Source organism: Furfurilactobacillus cerevisiae, from assembly GCF_048961765.1.
GTDB lineage: Bacteria > Bacillota > Bacilli > Lactobacillales > Lactobacillaceae > Furfurilactobacillus > Furfurilactobacillus milii_A.
In genome coordinates, this window is sequence record NZ_CP185253.1 from 974,976 (window position 1) to 998,436 (window position 23,461).

Here is a 23,461-nt window from a genome sequence, read left to right on the forward strand (position 1 = left end):
AAATCGAGCAAATTAAGGCAAAATGTAAGCGTTTAAGCTCTATTATAATGAATCATGAAAGCGAAGGATAGCTAGCAACTTCATGGAAAAGTTTTCACAAACCATAAAAATTACATGCATAAGGATGTGTTAATGATGACAGAGGCTAAGCAAAGCGCTCTTAAAAAGGTAACATGGCATATACTACCATACCTTTTTATCATTTACTTTATTGCCTTTCTGGATCGAAGTAGTATCACGTATGCTTCTATCGGGGGGATGGATAAAGATTTAGGTTTGACTGCAACCACATACGGTTTCATCGCCGGAATCTTCTTCATCGGCTACTTCCTGTTTGGGATTCCCGGTAACATGATGCTTGAAAAGATTGGTGCTCGTCGTTGGATGGCATTTATCTTGGTTTTCTGGGGCACTGTTACTTTGGTAACTGGGTTTGTTGCCAATGTACCAATGCTGATTGTGCTACGGTTCTTACTCGGTGTTTCCGAAGCTGGTTTGTTCCCAGGCATGACCCTTTACATTACGTATTGGATTCGCAGTAAAGATCGTGCACGGGCTATCGCAGCATTCATGGTTGCACCGCCAGTTGCAAACTCAATTGGTGCACCAATTGCAACATGGATTATTACTCAGGTTCACATGGCATTAAACCTTGAAGGTTGGCGTTGGTTATTCATTATCATTGGGATTCCTGCCATTTTGATGGGTGTTTACACCGTCTTCTTCTTGGCCGACAAACCAGATACCGCCAAGTGGTTAACCACCGATGAAAAGAGTTGGTTGGAGAAAGCACTTGCCGACGATGTTAAGCAAGAAAGTGAAAAGAAAGTCATTAAGGCACCATTTGTTGACGCCTTCAAAGACGGCAAGATTTGGAAGATGACTGGAATTAACTTCTTCTATTGTATCGGTTTGTACGGGATTACGTTCTGGATGCCTCAAATGGTTAAGTCCTTATCAAGTAGCTTAACCACGATGCAAGTTGGTTTGATTAGTGCGATTCCTTACCTGCTTGGTGCAGTTGCATTGGTTATCAACGGTCAGTGGTCTGACCGTAGTGGTGAACGAATCTGGCATACTGCCGGTGGTGCTTTGCTTGGTGGCCTTGGATTTATCGGCGCTGCATTAACCACATCTGTTCCTGTTATGTCCGTTGGTTTCATTTGCCTGTCTGCCATTGGGGTTTATGCTTACTCCGGTCCTTACTGGGCAATTACGACGACGGTTGATCCTCGGATTGCTGCCGTTGGTTTAGGAATCGTGAACGCTGTTGGTAACTTTGGTGGTTTCTTCGGACCATACGCAATTGGTTGGTTAAAGAGTGCCACTGGTAGCACAACGGTGGGGATGTACTTCTTAGCCGGTGCATTGATTATTACCGGACTGATCGTTCTCAGTTTGCACTCAAGTAAGAGTGCGACTCAAACTGCAAAGGCTACGGATGAAGAAGTCACGGCAGATGCAGAAACACAGAGTCACCCAATTAACTAGTGATCAAATAATTTAAATAAAGAGAGGTTTTTATCATGGTTGAACGTTTCCAAAAAGATTGTATGTATTGTGCCCATACTGAAAAGCTTGACGCAAACTACATTGAAATCGAATCATTGCATGTTGCTACAGTTTACTTAGCACGTGACCAAACACACCTTGGCCGTGTTGCGGTTGTTTTGAACTGGCACGTTGACGAACCATTCCAGTTGACAGATGTTGAACGTCATGAATTTTATGATGACGTTGCACACGCTGCTGAAGCTGTTGAAAAGGCCGTTAACCCAGGTAAGATCAACTACGGAACTTATGGCGACACGGTTTCTCACTTGCACGTTCACGTTGTGCCAAAGAAGCCTGGCGACAGTGATTGGAACGATGCCTTTGTTAACAACCCTGAAAACCCTAAGAAGTTGACCGATTCAGAATACGAAGACATTATCAACAAGATTAAGGAAAACCTATAGAGTGATGCCGACGCCTGGGAACGGGCTTAGCACACATTTAAAAAAGGAGCGTATTAAGTTATGACTGTTAAAGGTAAAGTTGTTGTTATCGCAGGTGCTTCATCAGGTATTGGTGCTGCAACTGCTAAGAAGTTAGCTGCACATGGTGCCAAGTTATTCATCGGTGCCCGGCGTGAAGACTTGCTGAAACAACAAGTTGAAGAAATCACCGCAGATGGTGGCGAAGCAGCTTACAAGACTGTCGATGTTACGGACAAGAACTCCGTTGCTGACTTTGTTAAGGCTGCTCACGACAAGTATGGCAAGATCGATGTTATGTACAACAACGCAGGTGTTATGCCAAACTCTGCCTTACGTGATTTGAAGGTGGAAGATTGGGAACAAGCTTTCCAAATCAACGTTATGGGTGTTCTGTACGGTATTGCTGCTGCATTACCAATCATGAAGGAACAAGGCTTCGGCCACTTCATCGCAACCGACTCAAACGCCGGCCATGTTATTAACCCTAATGCTGCCATCTACTCAGGTACTAAGTTTGCGCTTCGTGCCATCATGGATGCTCTCCGTCAAGAGGAAGGTCCTAACATGATTCGTTCCACCATCGTATCACCAGGTAACGTTAATACGTCACTATGGAAGACTGTTGGTGACCCTGAATTGCAAAAGAAGGCCCGTGCTCGTGAAGAAGAAATCGGCTTGGACCCAGAAGATTTGGCAAACGCAGTACTTTATGCCATTGACCAACCTGAAAATGTTGGTATCGATGAAATTCTGTTACGGCCAACTGTTCAAGAAAACTAATTTAGTTTTTGCTTTCGGTTAAACTGACTAATTAATAAATCCCATCATCCCGGTATTAATTGCTAAGATGATGGGATTTTTGTTTGCTAGGCATAATATGACATTTTATGATTTAAATGGCGTTGGATGACGCTTACGGTTGTCAACCTTGACACGCTCCAGCTTGTATAGTTGCTAATTTCATGTAGATGTCATTTAATGTCCAACGATCTTTTGTAAATAATCGAATACTTTAAGTAGATTGTAAAATTAATCCGAACGCTGTTCGGACAAAAAAGATCAGCTTCCTTTAAAATGGTGTTTACAACAAACCCATCTTTTAGGAGCTGATCTTTTGTCTAGTATAACCTATTCCGAACGAATTAAAATCGAAACCTTTTGTGAACTAGGGCTGTCCAATATCCAAATGGGCGTTCGGCTGAACCGATCACCGTCAACAATTTCTTATGAATTATCTCGATGTCAACCTTATCAGGCTGAATTAGCACAAACAGATGCCGAATACAAGCGATCACGATGTGGTCGGAAAACTAAGCTGAGCGATGAGTTAAAGCAAACAATTCTCAACCATTTACATCTAAGCTGGTCACCAGGAATGATTGCTCACGAATTTAAACTAGCGACTAAATCTATTTATAATTGGCTAAATCAGGGGAGAATTGGTTTCTCCTTGAATGATCTACCTGAACATGGCGTACGCCAACGGCGTAACGTTGACCAACGATCCAAATATAATCAATCTTTGGGGCGATCGATTGAACAGCGTCCCATGATGATTAATCAACGTAATCGCATCGGTGATTTTGAACTAGATACCGTCGTTGGCCCTCGTGGGCATAGTAAGGCAGTTTTATTAACTTTAATCGATCGCAAATCACGGTTCCTTTGGGCATATCGGTTAAAGGACCGAACGACAGCGAGTGTTAATGAAGCACTGACTAAGTTCCTAACAACTTTTAATGGACCGGTGCACAGTTTTACTGTGGACCGTGGTACTGAGTTTAGTGGGCTAGTATCATTTGAATCACAATATGGTATTAAGACCTATTACTGTCATGCTTATACGCCAGCTGAACGTGGTAGTAATGAACGCTTTAATCGGAATTTACGTTATTTTTATCCTAAGGGGACTCGTTTTGAGCACATTAGTGCTCAAGATTTAACGACGACGTTACTCCAAATTAACCAGAGACCGCTTAAAATACTTGACTGGAAAACACCGTATCAGGTTATGCTGACCAATTTGTCCAAAAATTCGGATTAAATTTGCAATCTACCTTTATACTATTAGCGTTTCTGGTCAGCGTAACGGCAGCCAATGTCTAAACCTAAGCGCTTGAATAGTACGACTAATGAAAGTGCGTTTGCGCAACTAAGTATGCAAGTGTTCATAAGAAAAAATTAAAATCACGGTATAAACGGTAAATGTTTGCCGTTATTTCTCGCCTTGTGGACAAACTTGGTTTACAATCTGTAGGCGTGAGTAATTAGGAAGAATTAATTCCTTGGGGGACCCGAATATGGATAACGAACCAAATCAAGAACCATCAAGAATGCAACGCCATAATGAACAACCAACGAGTGGTAAAAAGGGTGGCAATGGTCGTCGCCGTTTTCACCCTTGGCGCTGGTTCTGGGGCATTGTCATTGTCTTAGTGTTAGCAATTGTCGGTTTTGGGGCAATGGCTTATCACAACATCAATTCAGCCAGCAACAAAGCTTATAAATCGGCCGGAATTACTAAGGCACGTGACACACAGTCAGTGCTAAAGAGTAAGAAGCCAATTTCAATTATGTTCCTGGGAACTGATACCGGTGCTTTGGGACGAACTGATAAAGGTCGTACCGACACGATCATGATTGCTACCATCAACCCACGGACTAAGAAGATGCTGCTTGTCAGCTTACCTCGTGACACGATGACAGATATTGCTGGTTATCCTCAGGATTCACCGGCTAAGATCAACGCTGCCTACTCATACGGTGGCGTTGGGACAACCATTAAGACGGTTCAAAATCTGTTGAACATTCCAATCGACTACTATGCGCTGTTGAACATGGGTGGTTTGGAAAAAGCGATTAATGAAGTGGGTGGTGTGACGGTTACATCACCATTAACTTTCAACTATGAAGGTGCTTCTTTTGTAAAGGGTCAAACCTACCACATGAACGGCTCAACTGCCTTGAAGTTCTCACGGATGCGTTATGATGATCCTCAAAACGATTATGGTCGTCAAACACGTCAACGGTTAGTTGTTCAAGCACTGTTTAGAAAGTCCATTTCTGTTCAGACGGTTTTGAATCCTAGTTTCTTAAACTCGATTGCTAATGAGTCGCAAACAGATTTAACCAGCTCTGACTTGGTTAAACTTGCATCTAGCTATCGTTCTTCTACTAAAGACATGACCACTGACCACATGCAAGGACAAGGTCAGATGATTAATGGTCAATCGTTTGAAGTGGTCAGTTCAAGCGAGAAGCAACGGGTTACTAATGAGATCCGTAAGAGTTTGGACCTTTCAGCAAAAACGGATGAATAAACTGCTAGAAAGACAAAACAAAACTGCCAGAATGATGAGTAAAATCGTCACTCTGGCAGTTTTTAGTTAAAAGTTGTTTATATAGATTGGACCAACGCATTACCAGCTAGCTTTACGAACACCAGGAATTTTGCCTTGCAAAGCGAGCTGACGGAAGTTGAGCCGCGATAGGCCAAACTGACGCAAGTAAGCATGCGGACGACCATCGATCTTATCACGACGGTGAATGCGCACGGGTGAAGCATTTTTCGGCAGGGTGGCGAGCCCAGCGTAGTCATGAGCCGCTTTCATTTGAGCACGTTGATCAGCGTACTTCGCAACTGTAGCTTCAATGCGTTGTTCTTTAATGATCTTAGATTTTTTTGCCATAAACTGAATTCATTCCTCCTAAAATTGACTAACTTAATGTGACGATAACAATGCTTGTTTCCAAGAACTGTAACGATTACTATTTAGTGTAACAGATATGCTTACTAAAACAAAGCATTTTACATACTTGATTCGGATCAAGTTTACTTTGTGGTTTACCTGTTACAATATTTTGTATATAAGGGGGTGCTGAGATGCAGGAACATAAGCTGGGCACGCATGATTGTATTCAACTGGTACCGATCTTTAACCAATTGACAACAGTTGAATTACAGCAGGTGAGTGCCATTGTCCATGAGCACGTTTATGAAAAGGGCACGACACTGTTTAACGCTGGCGACGAGGCTAATCAGTTGACCATTATTGCCGCTGGCCAGGCCAAAGTTTATCAGCTGGCTACAAACGGACGTGAACAATTACTATACTTACTTCAGTCTGGAGATTTCGACGGTGAGGCGGCACTTTTCAATCCGGTTACACGGACAAGTTATGCGGAAGCACTGGTGCCAACTCAGGTATGCTCGATCCAGCGTTCAGACTTTCAGGCGTTGTTGGCAGAGGCACCGCAACTAGCACTTGGTATCCTTAATGAATTTGGCAAACGAATCAGTCAACTAGAGGGTAAGGCAACAAGTGTGACCACGAGTTCAATTGGCGGTCGTCTTGCCGACTATTTAGTCGAAACGGCTGCAAGTTTTCCAGCGCAGACAATGTTCACATTGCCGCTTCAAAAGAAGGAAATAGCCGTATACTTGGGAACTACGCCGGAAACAATTAGTCGCAAGCTAAATGAATTTCAGATTGCCGGTTGGTTAAAGAAAGGTCACGGTAATCAAATTGCAATTTTGGATGCGGATCAACTGGCATTACAAGATTGATTTCCGAAGAAGTACGCATGATTTTCAGTTAGAACAGCGACAAAACTAAAGGAGGTAGCGTCTTATGATGATTCAAGGCGTTATCTCCTTTAATTTCTTTAATTAACGAACACACAACACTCTGTACTGTAAATAGACCACCAAAAGACTAATATTCATAATTGAAAATATGAAAGCGAGAGCACTAGACGACATCTTTTAAACGCGCTAAAAGGGGTTCACGTAAAAAGGTAGATAACTAGTAGATTGTAAAATTAATCCGAACGCTGTTCGGACAAAAAAGATCAGCTTCCTTTAAAATGGTGTTTACAACAAACCCATCTTTTAGGAGCTGATCTTTTGTCTAGTATAACCTATTCCGAACGAATTAAAATCGAAACCTTTTGTGAACTAGGGCTGTCCAATATCCAAATGGGCGTTCGGCTGAACCGATCACCGTCAACAATTTCTTATGAATTATCTCGATGTCAACCTTATCAGGCTGAATTAGCACAAACAGATGCCGAATACAAGCGATCACGATGTGGTCGGAAAACTAAGCTGAGCGATGAGTTAAAGCAAACAATTCTCAACCATTTACATCTAAGCTGGTCACCAGGAATGATTGCTCACGAATTTAAACTAGCGACTAAATCTATTTATAATTGGCTAAATCAGGGGAGAATTGGTTTCTCCTTGAATGATCTACCTGAACATGGCGTACGCCAACGGCGTAACGTTGACCAACGATCCAAATATAATCAATCTTTGGGGCGATCGATTGAACAGCGTCCCATGATGATTAATCAACGTAATCGCATCGGTGATTTTGAACTAGATACCGTCGTTGGCCCTCGTGGGCATAGTAAGGCAGTTTTATTAACTTTAATCGATCGCAAATCACGGTTCCTTTGGGCATATCGGTTAAAGGACCGAACGACAGCGAGTGTTAATGAAGCACTGACTAAGTTCCTAACAACTTTTAATGGACCGGTGCACAGTTTTACTGTGGACCGTGGTACTGAGTTTAGTGGGCTAGTATCATTTGAATCACAATATGGTATTAAGACCTATTACTGTCATGCTTATACGCCAGCTGAACGTGGTAGTAATGAACGCTTTAATCGGAATTTACGTTATTTTTATCCTAAGGGGACTCGTTTTGAGCACATTAGTGCTCAAGATTTAACGACGACGTTACTCCAAATTAACCAGAGACCGCTTAAAATACTTGACTGGAAAACACCGTATCAGGTTATGCTGACCAATTTGTCCAAAAATTCGGATTAAATTTGCAATCTACCAACTTATCAAAAAAATCAAAATTTTTTTAAAAACAGAAAATGCCCGTCTATCAACCTGTCTAGTCCATTTTGAAACTTTTCGGACACTTAGGGGGTGATTTGTACTTGATGTAAGCGCTTCACTACGGTATGCTAGTCACGTGCTTAAGATATTAGGGACAAGCTTTCACGTACATATCAAGATGATTTTAGCGGATTTTTGTAAACAAGATTGTAAACGCTTTACTGACAATCAATTAACAGCTATAATACGTATGTAGTGAAAAAGTCAATCTTGTGCCATATAATTGACGTTGTTCCTAATTAAGTCGTGAAGGGAGGTGCACGCGAAATGCTAGCAATTGTTTTAGCCAGTCATGGTAGCTTTGCGGACGGCATTAAGCAGTCGGCCACGATGATCTTCGGCGACCAGCAAAAAGTGGCTACCGTGACATTCATGCCAGATGAAGGTCCAGATGACTTGAAAAAGAAGTTTGACCAGACGCTGACAAGTTTTGACGATGATGATCAGGTGTTATTCCTCGTAGATTTATGGGGTGGATCACCGTTCAATGTTGCTAGTCGGATCGTTGCCGAGCACACGGACCGGATGGGTCTAATCACTGGTTTAAATCTGGCAATGTTGATTGAGGCGTATACCGTTCGCAACCAAACATTGGATCAGGTGGTCCCGCACTTAGAAGAAATCGCTAAGGCGGGCGTTAAACATTTGGATTTAACGACACCTGACGAGGAGGTCAACTAATGAGCATGGACATTCGGTTGGTAAGAATTGATTCACGATTATTGCATGGTCAGGTGGCAACGGTTTGGACGAAGGTAATTTCTCCGGATCGGATCCTGGTCGTGTCAGACGGCGTTGCTAAGGACAACTTGAGGAAGACGTTAATCACGCAAGCTGCACCAGCTGGTGTAGAGGTTAATGTGATTCCGGTTGATAAATTGATTTCAGTTTATCAGGACCCACGGTTTGACCAAGTCAAGGCGTTCTTGTTGTTCGAAACTCCGCGCGATGTGCTACGCGTTGTTAAAAGCGGCGTTGAGATTAAATCCGTTAACATCGGTAGCCTGAGCTTTACGGATGGCAAAAAGATGGTGACGGATGCCGTTGCAATTGGTGGAGATGATGCACAAACTTTCCGCGAATTGCATAATACGGGCGTCGAATTGGAAGTACGAAAGGTGCCAACGGATAAAAAACGCGATTTAATGGCGTTGTTGGCGCAGGAAGGCATCTGATTTGATTTCCAGTAGCGTTTAGTTAAAACTAAATGTTGCGAATAATTAATGGCTTCACATTTTATTAATTTAGGAGGGACACACATGGTAGGGATTATCTTAGCCAGTCATGGCGGCTTTGCTGAAGGTATTTACCAATCAGGTGAAATGATCTTCGGCAAACAGGAGAACGTGCAAACGGTCACCTTGCTGCCAAGTGAAGGCCCAGATGATGTCCACGCCAAGTTCGAAAAAGCAGTATCAACGTTTGATGATCAAGATCAAGTGTTGATTCTGATCGACCTTTGGGGTGGAACACCATTTAATCAGGCAAACAGCCTGTTTGAAGAACACAAGGATAAGTGGGCTATTGTGACCGGCATGAACTTGCCAATGGTCATTGAAGCTTACGGTTCCCGGATGACAATGGATAACGCACATGAAATTGCTGCGCACATCCTACAAACGGCAAAAGATGGTGTACGCATCAAGCCAGAGTCGTTACAGCCAAAGGAAGAAGCATCCAAGGCTGATGCCGGCAGTAACCAACCAAAAGCCGCAATTGCGCCAGGAACAGTCTTAGGCGATGGGCACATTAAGTTTGGATTGGTACGTGTCGACTCACGTCTGCTTCACGGGCAAGTTGCCACTGCATGGACCCGTTCTGTTAATCCAGACCGCATTATCGTTGTTTCAGATAATGTTGCCAAGGATAAGTTACGAAAGAACATGATCGTTGAGGCAACACCACCGGGTGTTAAAGCCAACGTTATCCCAGTCGACAAGATGATTGAGGTTGCCAAGGATCCTCGTTTTGGTGCCACAAAGGCGTTGATTTTGTTTGAAACGCCAGAAGATGCATTACGTGCCATTCAGGGTGGTGTTGATATCAAGACGTTGAATATCGGTTCAATGGCTCACTCAGCTGGCAAAGTTGCTGTCAGCAAGGTTCTGTCACTTGGTAAAGAAGACGTTGAGACCTTCGATAAACTTAAACAAGCGGGCATTAAGTTCGATGTTCGGAAAGTGCCGGATGATTCATCAGCCAACATGGACGCTATCGTCGAAAAGGCTCGTAAAGAACTACAAAATTCATAATTTTTATCACATAGATAGGAGGATTTTCAAATGTCTGCTATATCAATGATTCTTATTGTAATCGTTGCATTCTTTGCCGGCATGGAAGGAATCTTGGATGAATTCGAATTTCATCAACCCTTAATTGCTTGTACGTTAATTGGTTTGGTTACAGGTCAATTGACAGCCGGACTTATTTTGGGTGGTTCCCTTCAAATGATTGCCTTAGGTTGGGCGAACATTGGTGCCGCTGTTGCACCCGATGCCGCATTGGCATCAGTCGCATCTGCTATTATTTTGGTTCAAGGTGGTCAAGGACGTGCAGGTGTCAGTTCGGCTATCGCGATTGCGATTCCACTGGCCGTTGCTGGTTTGTTCTTAACCATGATTGTTCGTACCATCACGGTTGCCATCATTCACATCATGGATGCTGCAGCTGAAAAGGGTAACTACCGCACGATTGATATGTGGCAAGTAATCTGTATCTGTTTACAAGGTTTGCGAATTGCGATTCCAGCAGCATTACTGCTGATTATCCCGGCCTCGCAAGTGCGTGCATTGCTTGAAGCAATGCCTAAGTGGTTATCAGATGGGATGGCCATTGGTGGTGGCATGGTTGTTGCCGTTGGGTACGCCATGGTTATCAACATGATGGCTTCTTCCGAAGTTTGGCCTTTCTTCGCAATTGGTTTTGCACTTGCTGCATTGACTGACCTGACTCTAATTGCTATTGGTACTATCGGCCTTTCCATGGCTCTGATGTACTTGAAGCTCGATGAACATGGTTCAAATGGCGGTAATGGAGGCGGTGGCAACAATAACACCGGTGATCCGTTAGGCGACATATTGGACGACTATTAAAATTAGGGGAGGGAAACGAAAATGGCTGATAATAAAACTGATACTAAAAAGATTAGTTTAACAAGAAACGACCGTTTAAAGGTTGCTTGGCGGTCAACGTTCATTCAAGGTTCTTGGAACTATGAACGTATGCAAAACGGTGGTTGGCTATATTCACTCATGCCTGCCCTGAACAAGTTATATACAAAAAAAGAAGACCGAATTGCCGCTTACAAACGGCACTTGGAATTCTTCAATACTCACCCATACTTAGCTTCACCAATTATTGGTGTTACGCTAGCCCTAGAAGAAGATCGTGCCAATGGTGCGCCGGTTGACGACGTTGCCATTCAAGGGGTTAAAGTTGGGATGATGGGTCCGTTAGCCGGTGTTGGTGACCCAGTCTTCTGGTACACCGTTCGTCCTATTGTTGGTGCCTTAGGTGCATCATTGGCGATTGCTGGTAACATTGTCGGACCAATTCTGTTCTTCGTTCTTTGGAACTTAATCCGTTGGGGATTTATGTGGTACACCCAGGAATTTGGTTACCGTGCCGGTTCACGAATCACTGATGACTTATCTGGTGGTTTACTACAAAAAGTTACTCGTGGTGCTTCCATGATGGGGATGTTTGTTATTGGGGCCCTGATTCAACGTTGGGTTAAGATCGACTTTAAGCCTGTTGTTTCACGGATTACCCAACAAAAAGGTGCCTTTATCGACTGGAATAAATTGCCAAAGGGCGCCAATGGAATCAAAGAAGCCTTAACTCAATACAACTTGGGTAAAGGTTTGTCATTAGACAAAGTTAAAGTAACGACATTGCAAGATAACTTGGATCAATTGATTCCCGGTTTAGCTGCTCTGTTACTGACCTTCTTATGTATGTGGTTATTAAAGAAGAAAGTTTCACCAATCATCATCATTCTTGGTATTTTCATCGTTGGTATTTTACTTCACGTGGTTGGTTGGCTTTAATCAAAAGTTACGGTTTGTTAGGGGCACTCATTTTCGGGCAACCGGAAGTAAGTGCCCTTGGCATTATGAACAGGTTATCGTTGCTGCGTTTGAAAATCGTGATTAACGTAGTATGATGCGAATAGGCGTTTGAATACAGGTTAGGAGAGAAGAACATGGTTGAATCACTGAATACAAAGGTTGAAATGGTTATCGATGGTACTTCCTATATGGGGCTGGGCGACTACGGCAAGATTATGGTCGGTGATAAGGCCTTTGAGTTTTACAACGATCGTGACAGCAATAAGTTTATCCAGATTCCATGGGAGGATGTCGATTTAGTGATTGCCTCAGTAATGTTCAAGGGTAAAGTGATTCCTCGTTATGCGCTTCAAACAACGCGGAACGGAACTTACAAGTTTTCTTCACGGCATCCTAAAGCTGTGCTTCGTGCCATTCGTAATCATGTTGATGCGGATCATATTGTTCGCTCGTTGACGTTCTTTCAGGTTATGCGCCGCAATTTAAAGGCGTTATTTACCCGGCGACCACGATCAAGAAAACAAAAGCAACAGTAATTAACTGTCAAACTTGTAAACGCCACGTACTGTCACTTGCTGGCAGTACGTGGTGTTTTTGCTTTTTAATCGCGTTAAAAGGGAGTGCTATACTAGAAATCATTAACTAATAGAAAGAATGACTGTAAATTCATGGGAATCTTTTTTGAAAGTGCGCAGGGTGTTTTAATTATTATTCTGATGGTGGCTGTGGGATATGTCCTCGCAGGCAAAGGGTGGTTTAATGAGAACTCAACCCGATTGTTGGCTAAGCTGGTCACCCAGATAGCTTTGCCCCCATACATGATTATTTCTATTACACGGGATTTTTCCAAACGTGAATTGTATGCCTTATTGCCTGATTTACGTTTCCCTGTCATTTCAATGATGCTGCTGATGATTCTTGCATGGGGACTGGTGTACGTTTTGCGAATCGATCCCAGCCGCAGGGGCCTGTTTACATCCATGTTCTTTAACTCAAACACAGTGTTCGTCGGGCTGCCAATTAACATGGCCATCTTTGGTAGTAAGAGCTTACCGTATGTGTTGGTGTACTACATGGCCAATACGACGATCTTTTGGACGATCGGCGTCTACTTTATTCAACGTGATGGGTCAGTCGGAGAGCATCTCACGTTTGGCATGATTTTGCGTAAAATTTTCTCTGCGCCACTGATCGGATTCATGATTGGGGTTGTGCTGGTCTTGATCAATGTACATTTGCCAAAGTTTTTGAACCAAACGTTCGCGTATCTGGGCGGTTTGACGATACCGTTATCCATGCTCTTCATCGGTGTTTCCGTGTACAATGCAGGCCTTAAGAATATGCGGCTGAATCGAAGCAGCTTGGGTGTCTTGTCTGGGCGGTTCATCTTTGCGCCGGTTTTGATGATATTGCTTGTTATGCATGCGGATATGCCGACACTGATGAAGCAAGTTTTCGTTCTGCAGTCTTGTATGCCGGTAATGACAAACGCACCTGTGGTTGCTAAGTTGTATCATGCAGACGCTGATTTTGCGTCAATTATGGTTACAGAAACGACACTAATGTCACTTATCGTGGTTCCAATCATGATGGTTTTGATTCAAAAAGTGGTTTGATGGTAGATTGCAAATTTAATCCGAATTTTTGGACAAATTGGTCAGCATAACCTGATACGGTGTTTTCCAGTCAAGTATTTTAAGCGGTCTCTGGTTAATTTGGAGTAACGTCGTCGTTAAATCTTGAGCACTAATGTGCTTAAAACGAGTCCCCTTAGGATAAAAATAACGTAAATTCCGATTAAAGCGTTCATTACTACCACGTTCAGCTGGCGTATAAGCATGACAGTAATAGGTCTTAATACCATATTGTGATTCAAATGATACTAGCCCACTAAACTCAGTACCACGGTCCACAGTAAAACTGTGCACCGGTCCATTAAAAGTTGTTAGGAACTTAGTCAGTGCTTCATTAACACTCGCTGTCGTTCGGTCCTTTAACCGATATGCCCAAAGGAACCGTGATTTGCGATCGATTAAAGTTAATAAAACTGCCTTACTATGCCCACGAGGGCCAACGACGGTATCTAGTTCAAAATCACCGATGCGATTACGTTGATTAATCATCATGGGACGCTGTTCAATCGATCGCCCCAAAGATTGATTATATTTGGATCGTTGGTCAACGTTACGCCGTTGGCGTACGCCATGTTCAGGTAGATCATTCAAGGAGAAACCAATTCTCCCCTGATTTAGCCAATTATAAATAGATTTAGTCGCTAGTTTAAATTCGTGAGCAATCATTCCTGGTGACCAGCTTAGATGTAAATGGTTGAGAATTGTTTGCTTTAACTCATCGCTCAGCTTAGTTTTCCGACCACATCGTGATCGCTTGTATTCGGCATCTGTTTGTGCTAATTCAGCCTGATAAGGTTGACATCGAGATAATTCATAAGAAATTGTTGACGGTGATCGGTTCAGCCGAACGCCCATTTGGATATTGGACAGCCCTAGTTCACAAAAGGTTTCGATTTTAATTCGTTCGGAATAGGTTATACTAAACAAAAGATCAGCTCCTAAAAGATGGGTTTGTTGTAAACACCATTTTAAAGGAAGCTGATCTTTTTTGTCCGAACAGCGTTCGGATTAATTTTACAATCTACTTGATCCTTAGGAAATTCGTAACAACTTCACTTTTTCTTAATTTTTTTGTGCCCGCATGTTTGACAACAAGTTGCGTTAAACCGCGTTTTCAAGAACTTTTTATGGCATGATGTAACCTTTCTGTAACATTCGTAACAAAATGTTATATGGCTGGTATGGACCTGTTACACGCGAAGACTAGTATTAATCACAGTAATTGCTACATAGAGTCGTTCAAACGGGATGAATTGTTTAGGAGTGAATAACGTGAAAAAGTCTATTAAAAACGTATTATTAACAACTGCTGGTGCCGCCAGCGTTTTAGCTGGTGTTCAATTATCAGCTAATGCTTCAACTGTAAAATCAATTAAAGGTGACACTGTGTGGGCTTTCGCACAAAAAAACCACACCACTGTTGATGCCATTGTACAGGCGAACCATTTGACTGATGCCAACTTAATCTATGTTGACCAGAACTTGATTATTCCTGATGACAATGACAACAAGACGTCATCATCACAGGCTAGTCAAGCTGCGCCAACTGCTAGTCAGGCTACAAGTCAAGCTGCAACATCAGCTACCAGTGCTGATGCTAACGGTGACTACACAGTTGTTGCTGGTGACACGTTAAACGCCATCGCTTCTAAAACAGGTAAGTCAGTTTCTGACTTGGCTTCTTTGAACGGTATCTCAAACGTTAACGTTTTGATGGTTGGTCAAGTATTGCACACAACTGGTACTGCTTCCCAAGCTGCTAGTCAAGCACCAGCTTCCCAAGCTAGTCAAGCATCACAAGCTAGCCAAGCTCCTGCTTCACAGGCAAGCCAAGCCTCACAAGCTAGCCAAGCACCTGCATCTCAGGCCTCACAGGCAACTAGTGTTGCGAGTCAGGCTGCTTCACAAGCACCAGCTTCACAAGCCTCACAGGCTCAGACTTCACAAGCCGCACCTGCTACAAACAATGACACTACAGCGACTAATGTCAACACGCCAGCACCTGCTGCAGCCTCAACTGCCTTTGGTGGTGCTCAGGCTGCCGGTACTGCCGGATTCTACAGCGGTGTTCAAGGTTACCCAGCTGGCCAATGTACTGCCTTTGTAGCTGGTATCTTACAAGCTGAAGGTATTTCTAGTTCTAAGTGGGCTTACCTTGGTAATGGTAATGCCTGGGGTGCTAACGCTGCTGCTCGTGGCGTTGCAGTCAACCAAACACCAACTGCCGGTTCAGTTGCATTCTTTGGCTACATGCACGTTGCTTATGTTACTGGTGTTAACGGTAACGGTACGGTTAACATCATCGAAGGTAACTTCAATGGTCAAGCCTACAACGCACGGACTATCTCTGCTAGCGAAGCTGCTGGATACATCCACTTCTAAATTGAATTTAATTAAAAGAATCGTCCTTGTGACGGTTCTTTTTTCTTTGAACTAGTTTCACTTCACCTTACTGGCATGGTACGATAATTGATGTGAACTAATAACGTCAGGCTAAGTAGAAGAATTAAGACGAGTTGGGATGAGAGAAATGGTAGAGTTGGTTATTATTCGTCATGGTGAGAGCACGGCAAATCGTGACAATACTTATACAGGGTGGACCGACGTTCCGTTGACACCTAAGGGAATCGAGCAGGCAGAGCAGGCTGGCGAAATTCTGGCAGCGACTGGGTTACAATTTACAGATGTGCACACTTCTTTGCTACAACGTGCGATACAGACAACTCACCTAGTCCTGGACGAGATTCATCAACTTTGGATTCCTGAACACAAAAGTTGGCGGTTAAATGAGCGTCACTATGGCGCCTTACGTGGACTTAATAAAGATCAAACACGAATTCAGTTCGGTGCAGACCAGGTGGCCAAGTGGCGCAGAAGTTTTAATGTTGTGCCGCCACTTTTGGACCAGCCAGATCATTTGGACGACAGGCGATACGCTAGTTTTCCAAAGACGATTTTGACGCGTGGTGAAAGCTTAGCCATGGCCTATGACCGTTTGATACCATACTGGGTGGACGAAATCGCACCACGTCTCCTTGATGGTCACAATCAACTGGTTGTGGCCCATGGCAGCACCCTGAGAGCGCTAATCAAGTATTTGGACCATGTTAGCGACGCAGACATTAGTAAGGTCGAGGTACCCAATGCAGAGCCAATTCACTACACGTTTGATGAACATTTAAATGTAATTAATAAACAGATTTTGTGATTTTTAACTATAACAAAAGGGATTGCCAACATTTGCGTGAGCACATGTCGGAAACCCCTTATTTTTTTGGCTTTGTTAGTGGGAAGCTAATGGTAAAAATGGTTCCTTGTGGATGATTATCATTGACAGTGACTTTACCACGGTGACTGTCAATGATCCACTTAGCAATAGAGAGACCAAGACCGTTGCCACCGGTGGCGCGACTTCTTGATTTATCAACACGATAGAAGCGGTCAAAAACGTGCGCTTTATCTTGGTCTTTGATGCCCATACCCGTGTCCTTTACTTGAAGTTCCCAACGATTGTTAACGAGTTGAGCTGAGAAGCTGATAGTTGCACCTGCCTCGGTGTATTTCAGCGCATTATCCAAGAAAATGACAATCAATTGGTGGATTCGTTGCTTGTCAATCACTAAATCGCGGTCAAGCTGAATATTCTCCTCAAAGTGTTTATCCTGGCTGTCTGCAATTTCTGAGTACGGTTGAATGACTGTTTCCAAAAATGGTGCCATCGCGACAGACTCGGTTCGAATCTGTGTCATATCCGAATCCGAACGCGCTAGTAACAGTAAGTCACTGGTTAGCGAATTCAAACGTCTTACTTCAGAAAGGGACATGGTGATTTGTTCGGTTTGATCCATGACCTTATCATTTGGGCGAGTTAACATCATTTCGAGTTTATTTTGGATGACAGTCAGTGGTGTCCATAATTCATGGGCAGCATTGGCTACGAATTCGCGCTGTCGTTGCCAAGATCGGAGAATTGGCCGCATATTGAGACGCGCCAGCACATAACTCAGCAAGATTGAAATTAACCAGAAGGTCACCATCGTCCACAATAGTGTGCGTTTGAATACATCAACAGAAACGTGTTCGGAATCGGTGTTAGTCACAATCATCACGTAGTAGCCGCCATAACCCAACGCATTGTTGGTAGCCGGAACTTTAATTGTCATCGTGCGAAAGTTGTTTTGGCCGTTCACACGAATGTCGCGCAGTTCATTCAAATGATGTGGATTGAGTTTGATTTGTTGAAGCACATTAACATAATCGTTTTGGGAACCATTTTTTTTCTTCTTTTTTGGCTGGTTAGCTGAGTTATTTGCGTTTGGCGTGCCGGCCATCGGATTGCCATTGATGAGTGTACCGTCTGAGTCAAACACCAGCAGAGATGTTCGGAAGGCGATGGCCCGGTATGCGTCCTGGCTAGCCGGACCACCAGTTACACGTTGCCCAAGTAATATTTGACGTTGCACCTTGATTCCGCGCGTGACACTTTGATAAATGGAGGGTTGAAAAACCTGCCATAAGATAGTGCCCAATGTAAGAAAGATGACGGCGAAACTGATGAGTTCGCTGACAAATAGCCACCATTGTTGTTTGCCGAAGGCGTGTTGTGCTTGTTTCGTTTTCACTGTTCTGCTCCCACAAGGTAACCAGCGTTACGCAATGTTTTGATGTATGCGTCCGCACCGGTTGGCTTGAGTTTCTTTCTGAGGTTTGAAACGTAAACTTCGACTACTGTAATGGATGTTTCAGAATCAAATCCCCAGAGGCGATCAAAGATTTGATCCTTGGTCACAATCGTTCCTTGATTCTGAATAAAGTACACCAGCAAGTCGAATTCTTTGCCGTTCAATTGCACAGGCTTGTCATTAACAGTAACAGCATGGTTTTGTAAATTAATACTGATGCTGCCCATAGTCAGAATGTTTTCGTTTAGAAAGCTACCGCTACGTTTTAGTAGTGCTCGCACCCTTAATAAAAGTTCTTCGCGATGAAAAGGCTTGGTGAGGTAGTCATCTGCGCCTAGATTAAAGCCACGGATTTTGTCATCCAGGCCGTCCTTGGCGGTTAAAAATAGGACAGGGACGTCTAAGTGTTGTTCCCGAATGGCCTTGAGAACATCCAGACCACTTTCCAGTGGCAGCATCCAATCGAGAATGATGAGATCGTAGATTCCTTGAGTGGCCATGAATTCACCATCTTCCCCATCAAACGCCTGGTCGCAGGTAATCACGTCGGTGAGCAATTCCTTGATGCTGTCTGACACGGTGTGGTCATCTTCAACAATTAAGCCTCGCGCAAGTTGTTGCATAATTTGTCTCCCCCTCGAAGATAAGAATTCTCTAGTTGTTAAACTTGTTTTATCAAACGTAAATTTATTTGGGTATTGGATTACTTTTGATTATTGTAGTCGAAAATGCCCTCCGATGCGACTGCTGGAACCAAACAACTGGATGGATTAACTAGCCAACCATTGTCACAGAGCTGGTGATAAGTTTTGGTAACTGGCACCCAGATTCCTTCACGTAAAATGTCAGCGATAGTGGCCCAAAATAATGGATCACGTTTTTGTTGGCGTGTGACGTTCACTTCAAACTTTTGACCGGTTTCTGTTTCGGCCACAAGGGTGGGGCATTGTGCCACAATAACTTTTGCTGAAATTAAATCACGAGAATCCTTTAACATATCGATCACTCCATTCGAACACAAGATGTTTAGTTCGTTCCGATTGCTTTGGAACATGATTAATCATATTGAACGCAACATAAAGAGAGCTTAAAAGCTAGAAAAGAAAAAGTAAAGGGCCGTGGAAAATGGCAAACAAAAAGCTGTGAGCGCTAAACTCACAGCTTTTATCATTCACTAAATGTACACTTATTAAGCTAAGGCACCCATTGGATCCCAAGGCTGTAACATTTTTGGTTCTTGTTCCTGAGCCTTTTGCAGGTTTTCAGGCATAAAGTTCTTGTTAACAACAACTTGGTAACAATATTCGTCCATCCAAGCATCGCTCATGACAAAGTAACCTTTGTCACCAACTTTATCGCCCCATGAATTTTCAACCTTCCACTTAGTTGGCTTGCCATCGACAAGATCAACACCAGTCAATACCATGGCGTGAGTCATCAGACTTTCGCCGTAGTCCAGGCGTTCTGCCTTGCTCATGGAGAAGTCAACGTCGAATAATTCATCCTTAGCGTAAACTTTAGTATCCATGATGCCGTTCTTACGGTCAGAACTTTGACCAACATCACAACCGAACCAAACGCTTTGACCGGCCTGCAATTGTGCAATGGCCATTTGCTTGAAGTCTTCCATTGAGACGTTCAAATGTTTAACTTCACGGCCACCGACCACGTTACCTAACATTTCAACGGTGTAGGTCTTGTTATATTCCTTGTCATCAGTTGGAGCATTGATGATAGAAACATATTGAGACAGATCCCACTTAACATACTTGTCGTAGAATGTTTTAGGCGTTAAATCGCGATCAATATGGTATTCCTTGTTACTGTCACGGTATTCGAAATCAAACTTAGTGACAGGTTCACCGAAGCTGTAAGATAAGATGCGATAAACTTCTTGTAATTTACGATCTTTCATTTCGTCAATTTCTGCGCGGCTAGCCTTGTTAGCGACCAGTTCACGGAATTCAACGGCATCCTTACGTAACTTCAGGTTTAACAAACTGTTGATCTGACCAGAAGCAGATGAGTTAAAGGTTTCTGGCATTGCAGATTGTGGAACCACCCCATATTTTTCAATGATGGCGCAAATCATGTCCCATTGACCACCGTCTTGTTGAGGCGTTTCCATCAAGAAAGCAACTTTACGGTCATCTAATGGCTTGTCGGCCGTGTTGATGACGTTTTCGTAAAAGTAGTTAGCTTTTTCGAACTTGTCCCAGAAGTACGTATAGTTTTGGGATAATTCAAAGTCACCAGGCAGGTTAAAGGTGTCCTTCATAGCGTGGCGCATGGTGTTCAATGCGGCAAACATCCAGCAACGCCCACTTTGTTTCTGGTTAGCGACATGACCAGTGTCCAAATCAATGGAGAAGATTGGTGTCATGTTGACATTTGCAATGTCATCTTGGGCAGTTGCTAAGATACCGTTTTTCTTAACGGCACGTTCCAAAACAGAGGCGTCCTTGCGGTCTGACAATTCGCTTTCGTAACGGCGAATCTGATCAGGTGTAATTTCAGTACTCAAATGGCTCACTCCTTTTTATATGCGGCGAATTGTCAAACTAAGTGCAACGGTTTGTCAAAAAATACTTCATATGGGGTTTCATAGTTTAACACTTTGCGAGGACGTTGATTTAACTGCTTTTGGCAGTGTTCAACGTCCTGTTCTGTATAATTATCAATATCTGTTCGCTTGGGAAAATATTCCCGGATTAATCCATTTGTATTCTCATTTGTTCCACGCTGTTCAGGCGAATATGGATCGGGCCAATAGACAGTAACACCTAACCTTTCGCTGATTTCATCAAGATGAAGAAATTCGGTCCCATGATCTGGTGTAATAGAATGAACAAATTCTTTAGGAATGGCCCCTAACAGTTCAACTAAGCCTTTATTTATCTCCTGCGAGTCCTTTTGCACAACCTTTTTGATAAGCGTAAGCCGACTAAGCCGATCGACAATCGTTAAAAGGATGGAGTGACCCGTTCGACCAATCACAGTATCAATTTCCCAGTCACCTATACGTTGACGCTGGTTGATAAAACCAGGGCGCTCATGGATCGAGATATAGTCGGTCTGTACTTCTCGATGTCGTCTAGTATTCTTTGAATGCCGAGTCCGATGTTTATGTCTGAGATGGCGCTGAATACCGGTATCACCACGTGAGGAGTACTTCTCACCTAAATTGTGTTGATAGATATGACGGTAAATTGTGTTGTAGCTAACACACCATTGATGTTCCTTATTAAAGCGAGCGGTAATCTGCTCTGGTGACCAGTGCAGATCTAAGATGTAATGAACAATTTGACGGCGTAATTGTGGATGGCTGTCTAATAGCCGCTTCTTGTGACAATTCTGCCGCTTTTGATGATAGTCATTATCTGCTTTGCTTGGGGAATAATTACCTGCACAACGTTTTAACTCCCGTGAAATAGTGCTTGGATTTCGCCCCAGCCGTAACGCAACAGCCCGGATAGATAACCCCTTAGCTCGTAAAAACATAAGTATTTCACGTTCTTTTATAGTAAGATGTTTATAGCTCATACCGGATACCTCGAATTGTTTGATTTGGTCGTTAAACATATTCTACCCGGTATGGGTTTATTTTTTTACTTTGTGTTGCATTTCAATTGTAAATTCGCCGCATGCAAACAGTATACTGCATTAGAAGAACATTAAAAAGAGGTGAGTGGACGCAAACTAGATTTGTGCTTCCACAATGAGTGAAGTTGTTAAACGAGAGCTGGTTCATGAAGTTTTTCGTTGCTAACGCTAGTGCCGGATAACAGATAACATAGGTAGTTACGAAAAAAGACAATCAGCAAAATCGCTGATTGTCTTTTTTCGTGCATAATCAATTAACGGTCCAAGACCATGTCATAAGCGACATTTCGTTCGTCTGGTTGGCCGCCCGTGACGGGCACCAAACCGATGTATGAAAAACCATTCGTTTCGATTACATGTTGCATGCCAAAGTTTTGCGGATGAGTGTCAATCCGCACGCTCTCAACTTCTGGGTCGAGACGGATCTGTTCCAACATGAGATCAAAGAAATCATGTGTGAGGTGATGACCACGAGATGCTTTAGCCATGGCCACACGGTGAATAGACACGTAATTTGTTTCTGTGCCAGTTACACGCCATGTGCCATCCGTGATTCCTTCATACGGGTGATCGATACCTTTCACGAGAGAAGCAATCGCTAAAATTGTGCCTTCGTCGTCTTTTAAAGCAACGGTTTCGCCGCGATCAATATCGCCAGCGATGACGCTGTCTTCTGGATAACCATCTTGCCATTGGTTGATTCCTTGTTCTGCCAAGAAGTCACGGGCATCAGCAATGATGTCCTTAATTGCTGGTAGGTCGTTCATTTCTGCGAAGTGTAGAGTTACGTTAAGCGTTGATGTTGTCATGAGACTCGCTCCTTTTTATTGGTGACATAACGAGAACCGTTCATTAAACGATATCGAATTTACGTTCAATGGCTTGTCGGTGTTATGACACGTGCAATGTGCTGCTAATAGCAGCCAGGTTGATTCACGAGGAATCATGACAGTGACCATATTATGGGTGGGTAACTCCTCATCAGTTACACTTTTCATTGGCTGGTCACTGCCTGATGAAAAGGTCATTTTGTCGACCACGAAAAAGCATTTTACACGGTTTACTTACAAAAGGCTAGTGTTTTGAACATTAATTTTTAACTCATAATTTCAATTATAAAAAGGACTCCAAAGGCTTGCTAAATCAAGCCATGTGAAACTTTCACAACGGTGCACAGAGAACTCTAATCAGACGCTACTGCAATGTCTGAAAACAAAGTTGCTAGTCGAAAGATGAAACTGAAAAAAAGCCTAATCCGTTACGACTTTGTCAACAATCTTGTTGAGCTTGAAATATTTGATAAGAAATGCCACGCACGGGAAGTAATATTTTAGGTACTGAAACAAACAGTACAATAACTCATTATTGTTTAATACATCGTAAATGCTTGCCTCATACATGTTTGTCGCTGGTTACTGTGGCGCACGGATCTATATTGCGTAACTCTTCAGCATCGTTTCTTGAAGAAAGAAGTTTATGCCGACTGATGACATTCATTTAGGGTTGAGCAAATTGGACGAAAATAATGAGTTGAAGTGTTGCTTGAATCGTTTGGCTTTTAAAGCACTAACTTACGGAC

Annotated in this window: 24 protein-coding genes; 16 read left to right on the forward strand and 8 right to left on the reverse strand. The window is 43.1% G+C overall.

The features are described 5' to 3' along the window. Positions 1–135 precede the first annotated feature (135 nt). From ABUE36_RS04570 to ABUE36_RS04590, 5 genes are all read left to right on the forward strand, one after another. Positions 136–1,491, forward strand: a complete 1,356-nt coding sequence (locus ABUE36_RS04570) for an MFS transporter (RefSeq protein WP_421017460.1) — start codon at positions 136–138, stop codon at positions 1,489–1,491. 35 nt (positions 1,492–1,526) lie between these two features. Then, positions 1,527–1,958: an HIT family protein gene (locus tag ABUE36_RS04575; protein ID WP_017262603.1), complete on the forward strand. Its 432-nt coding sequence runs from the start codon at positions 1,527–1,529 to the stop codon at positions 1,956–1,958. A 60-nt stretch (positions 1,959–2,018) separates the two neighbouring features. Then, positions 2,019–2,759 (forward strand): SDR family oxidoreductase, encoded by a 741-nt coding sequence (locus tag ABUE36_RS04580; RefSeq protein WP_161001010.1) that lies wholly within the window; start codon positions 2,019–2,021, stop codon positions 2,757–2,759. Positions 2,760–3,093: 334 nt separating this feature from the next. Beyond that, the gene (locus ABUE36_RS04585; RefSeq protein WP_096109805.1) at positions 3,094–4,023 is read left to right on the forward strand and encodes an IS30-like element ISLpl1 family transposase; all 930 of its coding nucleotides are present in this window, start codon (positions 3,094–3,096) and stop codon (positions 4,021–4,023) included. Between the two features lie 256 nt (positions 4,024–4,279). Then, positions 4,280–5,299: an LCP family protein gene (locus tag ABUE36_RS04590; protein ID WP_017262605.1), complete on the forward strand. Its 1,020-nt coding sequence runs from the start codon at positions 4,280–4,282 to the stop codon at positions 5,297–5,299. 99 nt (positions 5,300–5,398) lie between these two features. On the opposite strand, the gene rpsN is transcribed toward ABUE36_RS04590, so the two are convergent. Further along, entirely contained in the window at positions 5,399–5,668 is a 270-nt protein-coding gene (gene rpsN / locus ABUE36_RS04595) for a 30S ribosomal protein S14 (RefSeq protein WP_017262606.1), read from the reverse strand. A gap of 194 nt (positions 5,669–5,862) precedes the next feature. Here rpsN and ABUE36_RS04600 point away from each other — a divergent pair, with 194 nt between their 5' ends. From ABUE36_RS04600 to ABUE36_RS04640, 9 genes are all read left to right on the forward strand, one after another. After that, a complete protein-coding gene (locus ABUE36_RS04600) occupies positions 5,863–6,546 on the forward strand; it encodes a Crp/Fnr family transcriptional regulator (protein ID WP_421017239.1) in 684 nt (227 codons plus the stop codon). Between the two features lie 339 nt (positions 6,547–6,885). Beyond that, on the forward strand, positions 6,886–7,815 hold the full coding sequence (locus ABUE36_RS04605; RefSeq protein ID WP_096109805.1) for an IS30-like element ISLpl1 family transposase: 930 nt from the start codon (positions 6,886–6,888) through the stop codon (positions 7,813–7,815). 345 nt (positions 7,816–8,160) lie between these two features. Next, complete coding sequence (locus tag ABUE36_RS04610) at positions 8,161–8,574, forward strand: PTS sugar transporter subunit IIA (protein WP_161001012.1); 414 nt, start codon at positions 8,161–8,163, stop codon at positions 8,572–8,574. Further along, on the forward strand, positions 8,574–9,068 hold the full coding sequence (locus ABUE36_RS04615) for a PTS system mannose/fructose/N-acetylgalactosamine-transporter subunit IIB (protein ID WP_161001013.1): 495 nt from the start codon (positions 8,574–8,576) through the stop codon (positions 9,066–9,068). The genes ABUE36_RS04610 and ABUE36_RS04615 overlap by 1 nt, the downstream gene beginning before the upstream one ends. An 84-nt stretch (positions 9,069–9,152) precedes the next feature. Then, complete coding sequence (locus ABUE36_RS04620; protein ID WP_161001014.1) at positions 9,153–10,145, forward strand: PTS sugar transporter subunit IIB; 993 nt, start codon at positions 9,153–9,155, stop codon at positions 10,143–10,145. A gap of 30 nt (positions 10,146–10,175) precedes the next feature. Further along, entirely contained in the window at positions 10,176–10,985 is an 810-nt protein-coding gene (locus ABUE36_RS04625) for a PTS mannose/fructose/sorbose transporter subunit IIC (protein ID WP_161001015.1), read from the forward strand. 21 nt (positions 10,986–11,006) lie between these two features. Next, positions 11,007–11,942, forward strand: a complete 936-nt coding sequence (locus tag ABUE36_RS04630) for a PTS system mannose/fructose/sorbose family transporter subunit IID (protein ID WP_161001016.1) — start codon at positions 11,007–11,009, stop codon at positions 11,940–11,942. A 155-nt stretch (positions 11,943–12,097) separates the two neighbouring features. Then, a complete protein-coding gene (locus ABUE36_RS04635; RefSeq protein WP_017262613.1) occupies positions 12,098–12,499 on the forward strand; it encodes a DUF956 family protein in 402 nt (133 codons plus the stop codon). Between the two features lie 132 nt (positions 12,500–12,631). After that, a complete protein-coding gene (locus ABUE36_RS04640) occupies positions 12,632–13,579 on the forward strand; it encodes an AEC family transporter (RefSeq protein WP_161001017.1) in 948 nt (315 codons plus the stop codon). Between the two features lie 15 nt (positions 13,580–13,594). On the opposite strand, the gene ABUE36_RS04645 is transcribed toward ABUE36_RS04640, so the two are convergent. After that, positions 13,595–14,524, reverse strand: coding sequence for an IS30 family transposase (locus ABUE36_RS04645; RefSeq protein ID WP_421017240.1), 930 nt, complete (start codon positions 14,522–14,524; stop codon positions 13,595–13,597). A 336-nt stretch (positions 14,525–14,860) separates the two neighbouring features. On the opposite strand from ABUE36_RS04645, the gene ABUE36_RS04650 reads away from it, so the two are divergent. Both ABUE36_RS04650 and ABUE36_RS04655 read left to right on the forward strand, forming a co-directional pair. Next, positions 14,861–15,979: a LysM peptidoglycan-binding domain-containing protein gene (locus ABUE36_RS04650; protein WP_421017241.1), complete on the forward strand. Its 1,119-nt coding sequence runs from the start codon at positions 14,861–14,863 to the stop codon at positions 15,977–15,979. Positions 15,980–16,127: 148 nt separating this feature from the next. Next, on the forward strand, positions 16,128–16,805 hold the full coding sequence (locus ABUE36_RS04655; protein WP_421017242.1) for a 2,3-bisphosphoglycerate-dependent phosphoglycerate mutase: 678 nt from the start codon (positions 16,128–16,130) through the stop codon (positions 16,803–16,805). Between the two features lie 58 nt (positions 16,806–16,863). Here ABUE36_RS04655 and ABUE36_RS04660 read toward each other — a convergent pair whose 3' ends face one another. From ABUE36_RS04660 to ABUE36_RS04685, 6 genes are all read right to left on the reverse strand, one after another. Further along, positions 16,864–18,219: a sensor histidine kinase gene (locus ABUE36_RS04660; RefSeq protein ID WP_421017243.1), complete on the reverse strand. Its 1,356-nt coding sequence runs from the start codon at positions 18,217–18,219 to the stop codon at positions 16,864–16,866. Beyond that, the gene (locus ABUE36_RS04665; protein ID WP_161001021.1) at positions 18,216–18,902 is read right to left on the reverse strand and encodes a response regulator transcription factor; all 687 of its coding nucleotides are present in this window, start codon (positions 18,900–18,902) and stop codon (positions 18,216–18,218) included. Before ABUE36_RS04665 ends, ABUE36_RS04660 begins: the two co-directional genes overlap by 4 nt. Before the next feature lie 80 nt (positions 18,903–18,982). Further along, positions 18,983–19,276, reverse strand: a complete 294-nt coding sequence (locus tag ABUE36_RS04670) for a hypothetical protein (RefSeq protein ID WP_161001022.1) — start codon at positions 19,274–19,276, stop codon at positions 18,983–18,985. A 192-nt stretch (positions 19,277–19,468) separates the two neighbouring features. Beyond that, positions 19,469–20,791: a C1 family peptidase gene (locus tag ABUE36_RS04675; protein WP_421017461.1), complete on the reverse strand. Its 1,323-nt coding sequence runs from the start codon at positions 20,789–20,791 to the stop codon at positions 19,469–19,471. Positions 20,792–20,835: 44 nt separating this feature from the next. Further along, the gene (locus ABUE36_RS04680; protein ID WP_191982121.1) at positions 20,836–21,822 is read right to left on the reverse strand and encodes an IS30 family transposase; all 987 of its coding nucleotides are present in this window, start codon (positions 21,820–21,822) and stop codon (positions 20,836–20,838) included. A gap of 314 nt (positions 21,823–22,136) precedes the next feature. After that, entirely contained in the window at positions 22,137–22,691 is a 555-nt protein-coding gene (locus tag ABUE36_RS04685; RefSeq protein WP_161001024.1) for a GNAT family protein, read from the reverse strand. Positions 22,692–23,461 lie beyond the last annotated feature (770 nt).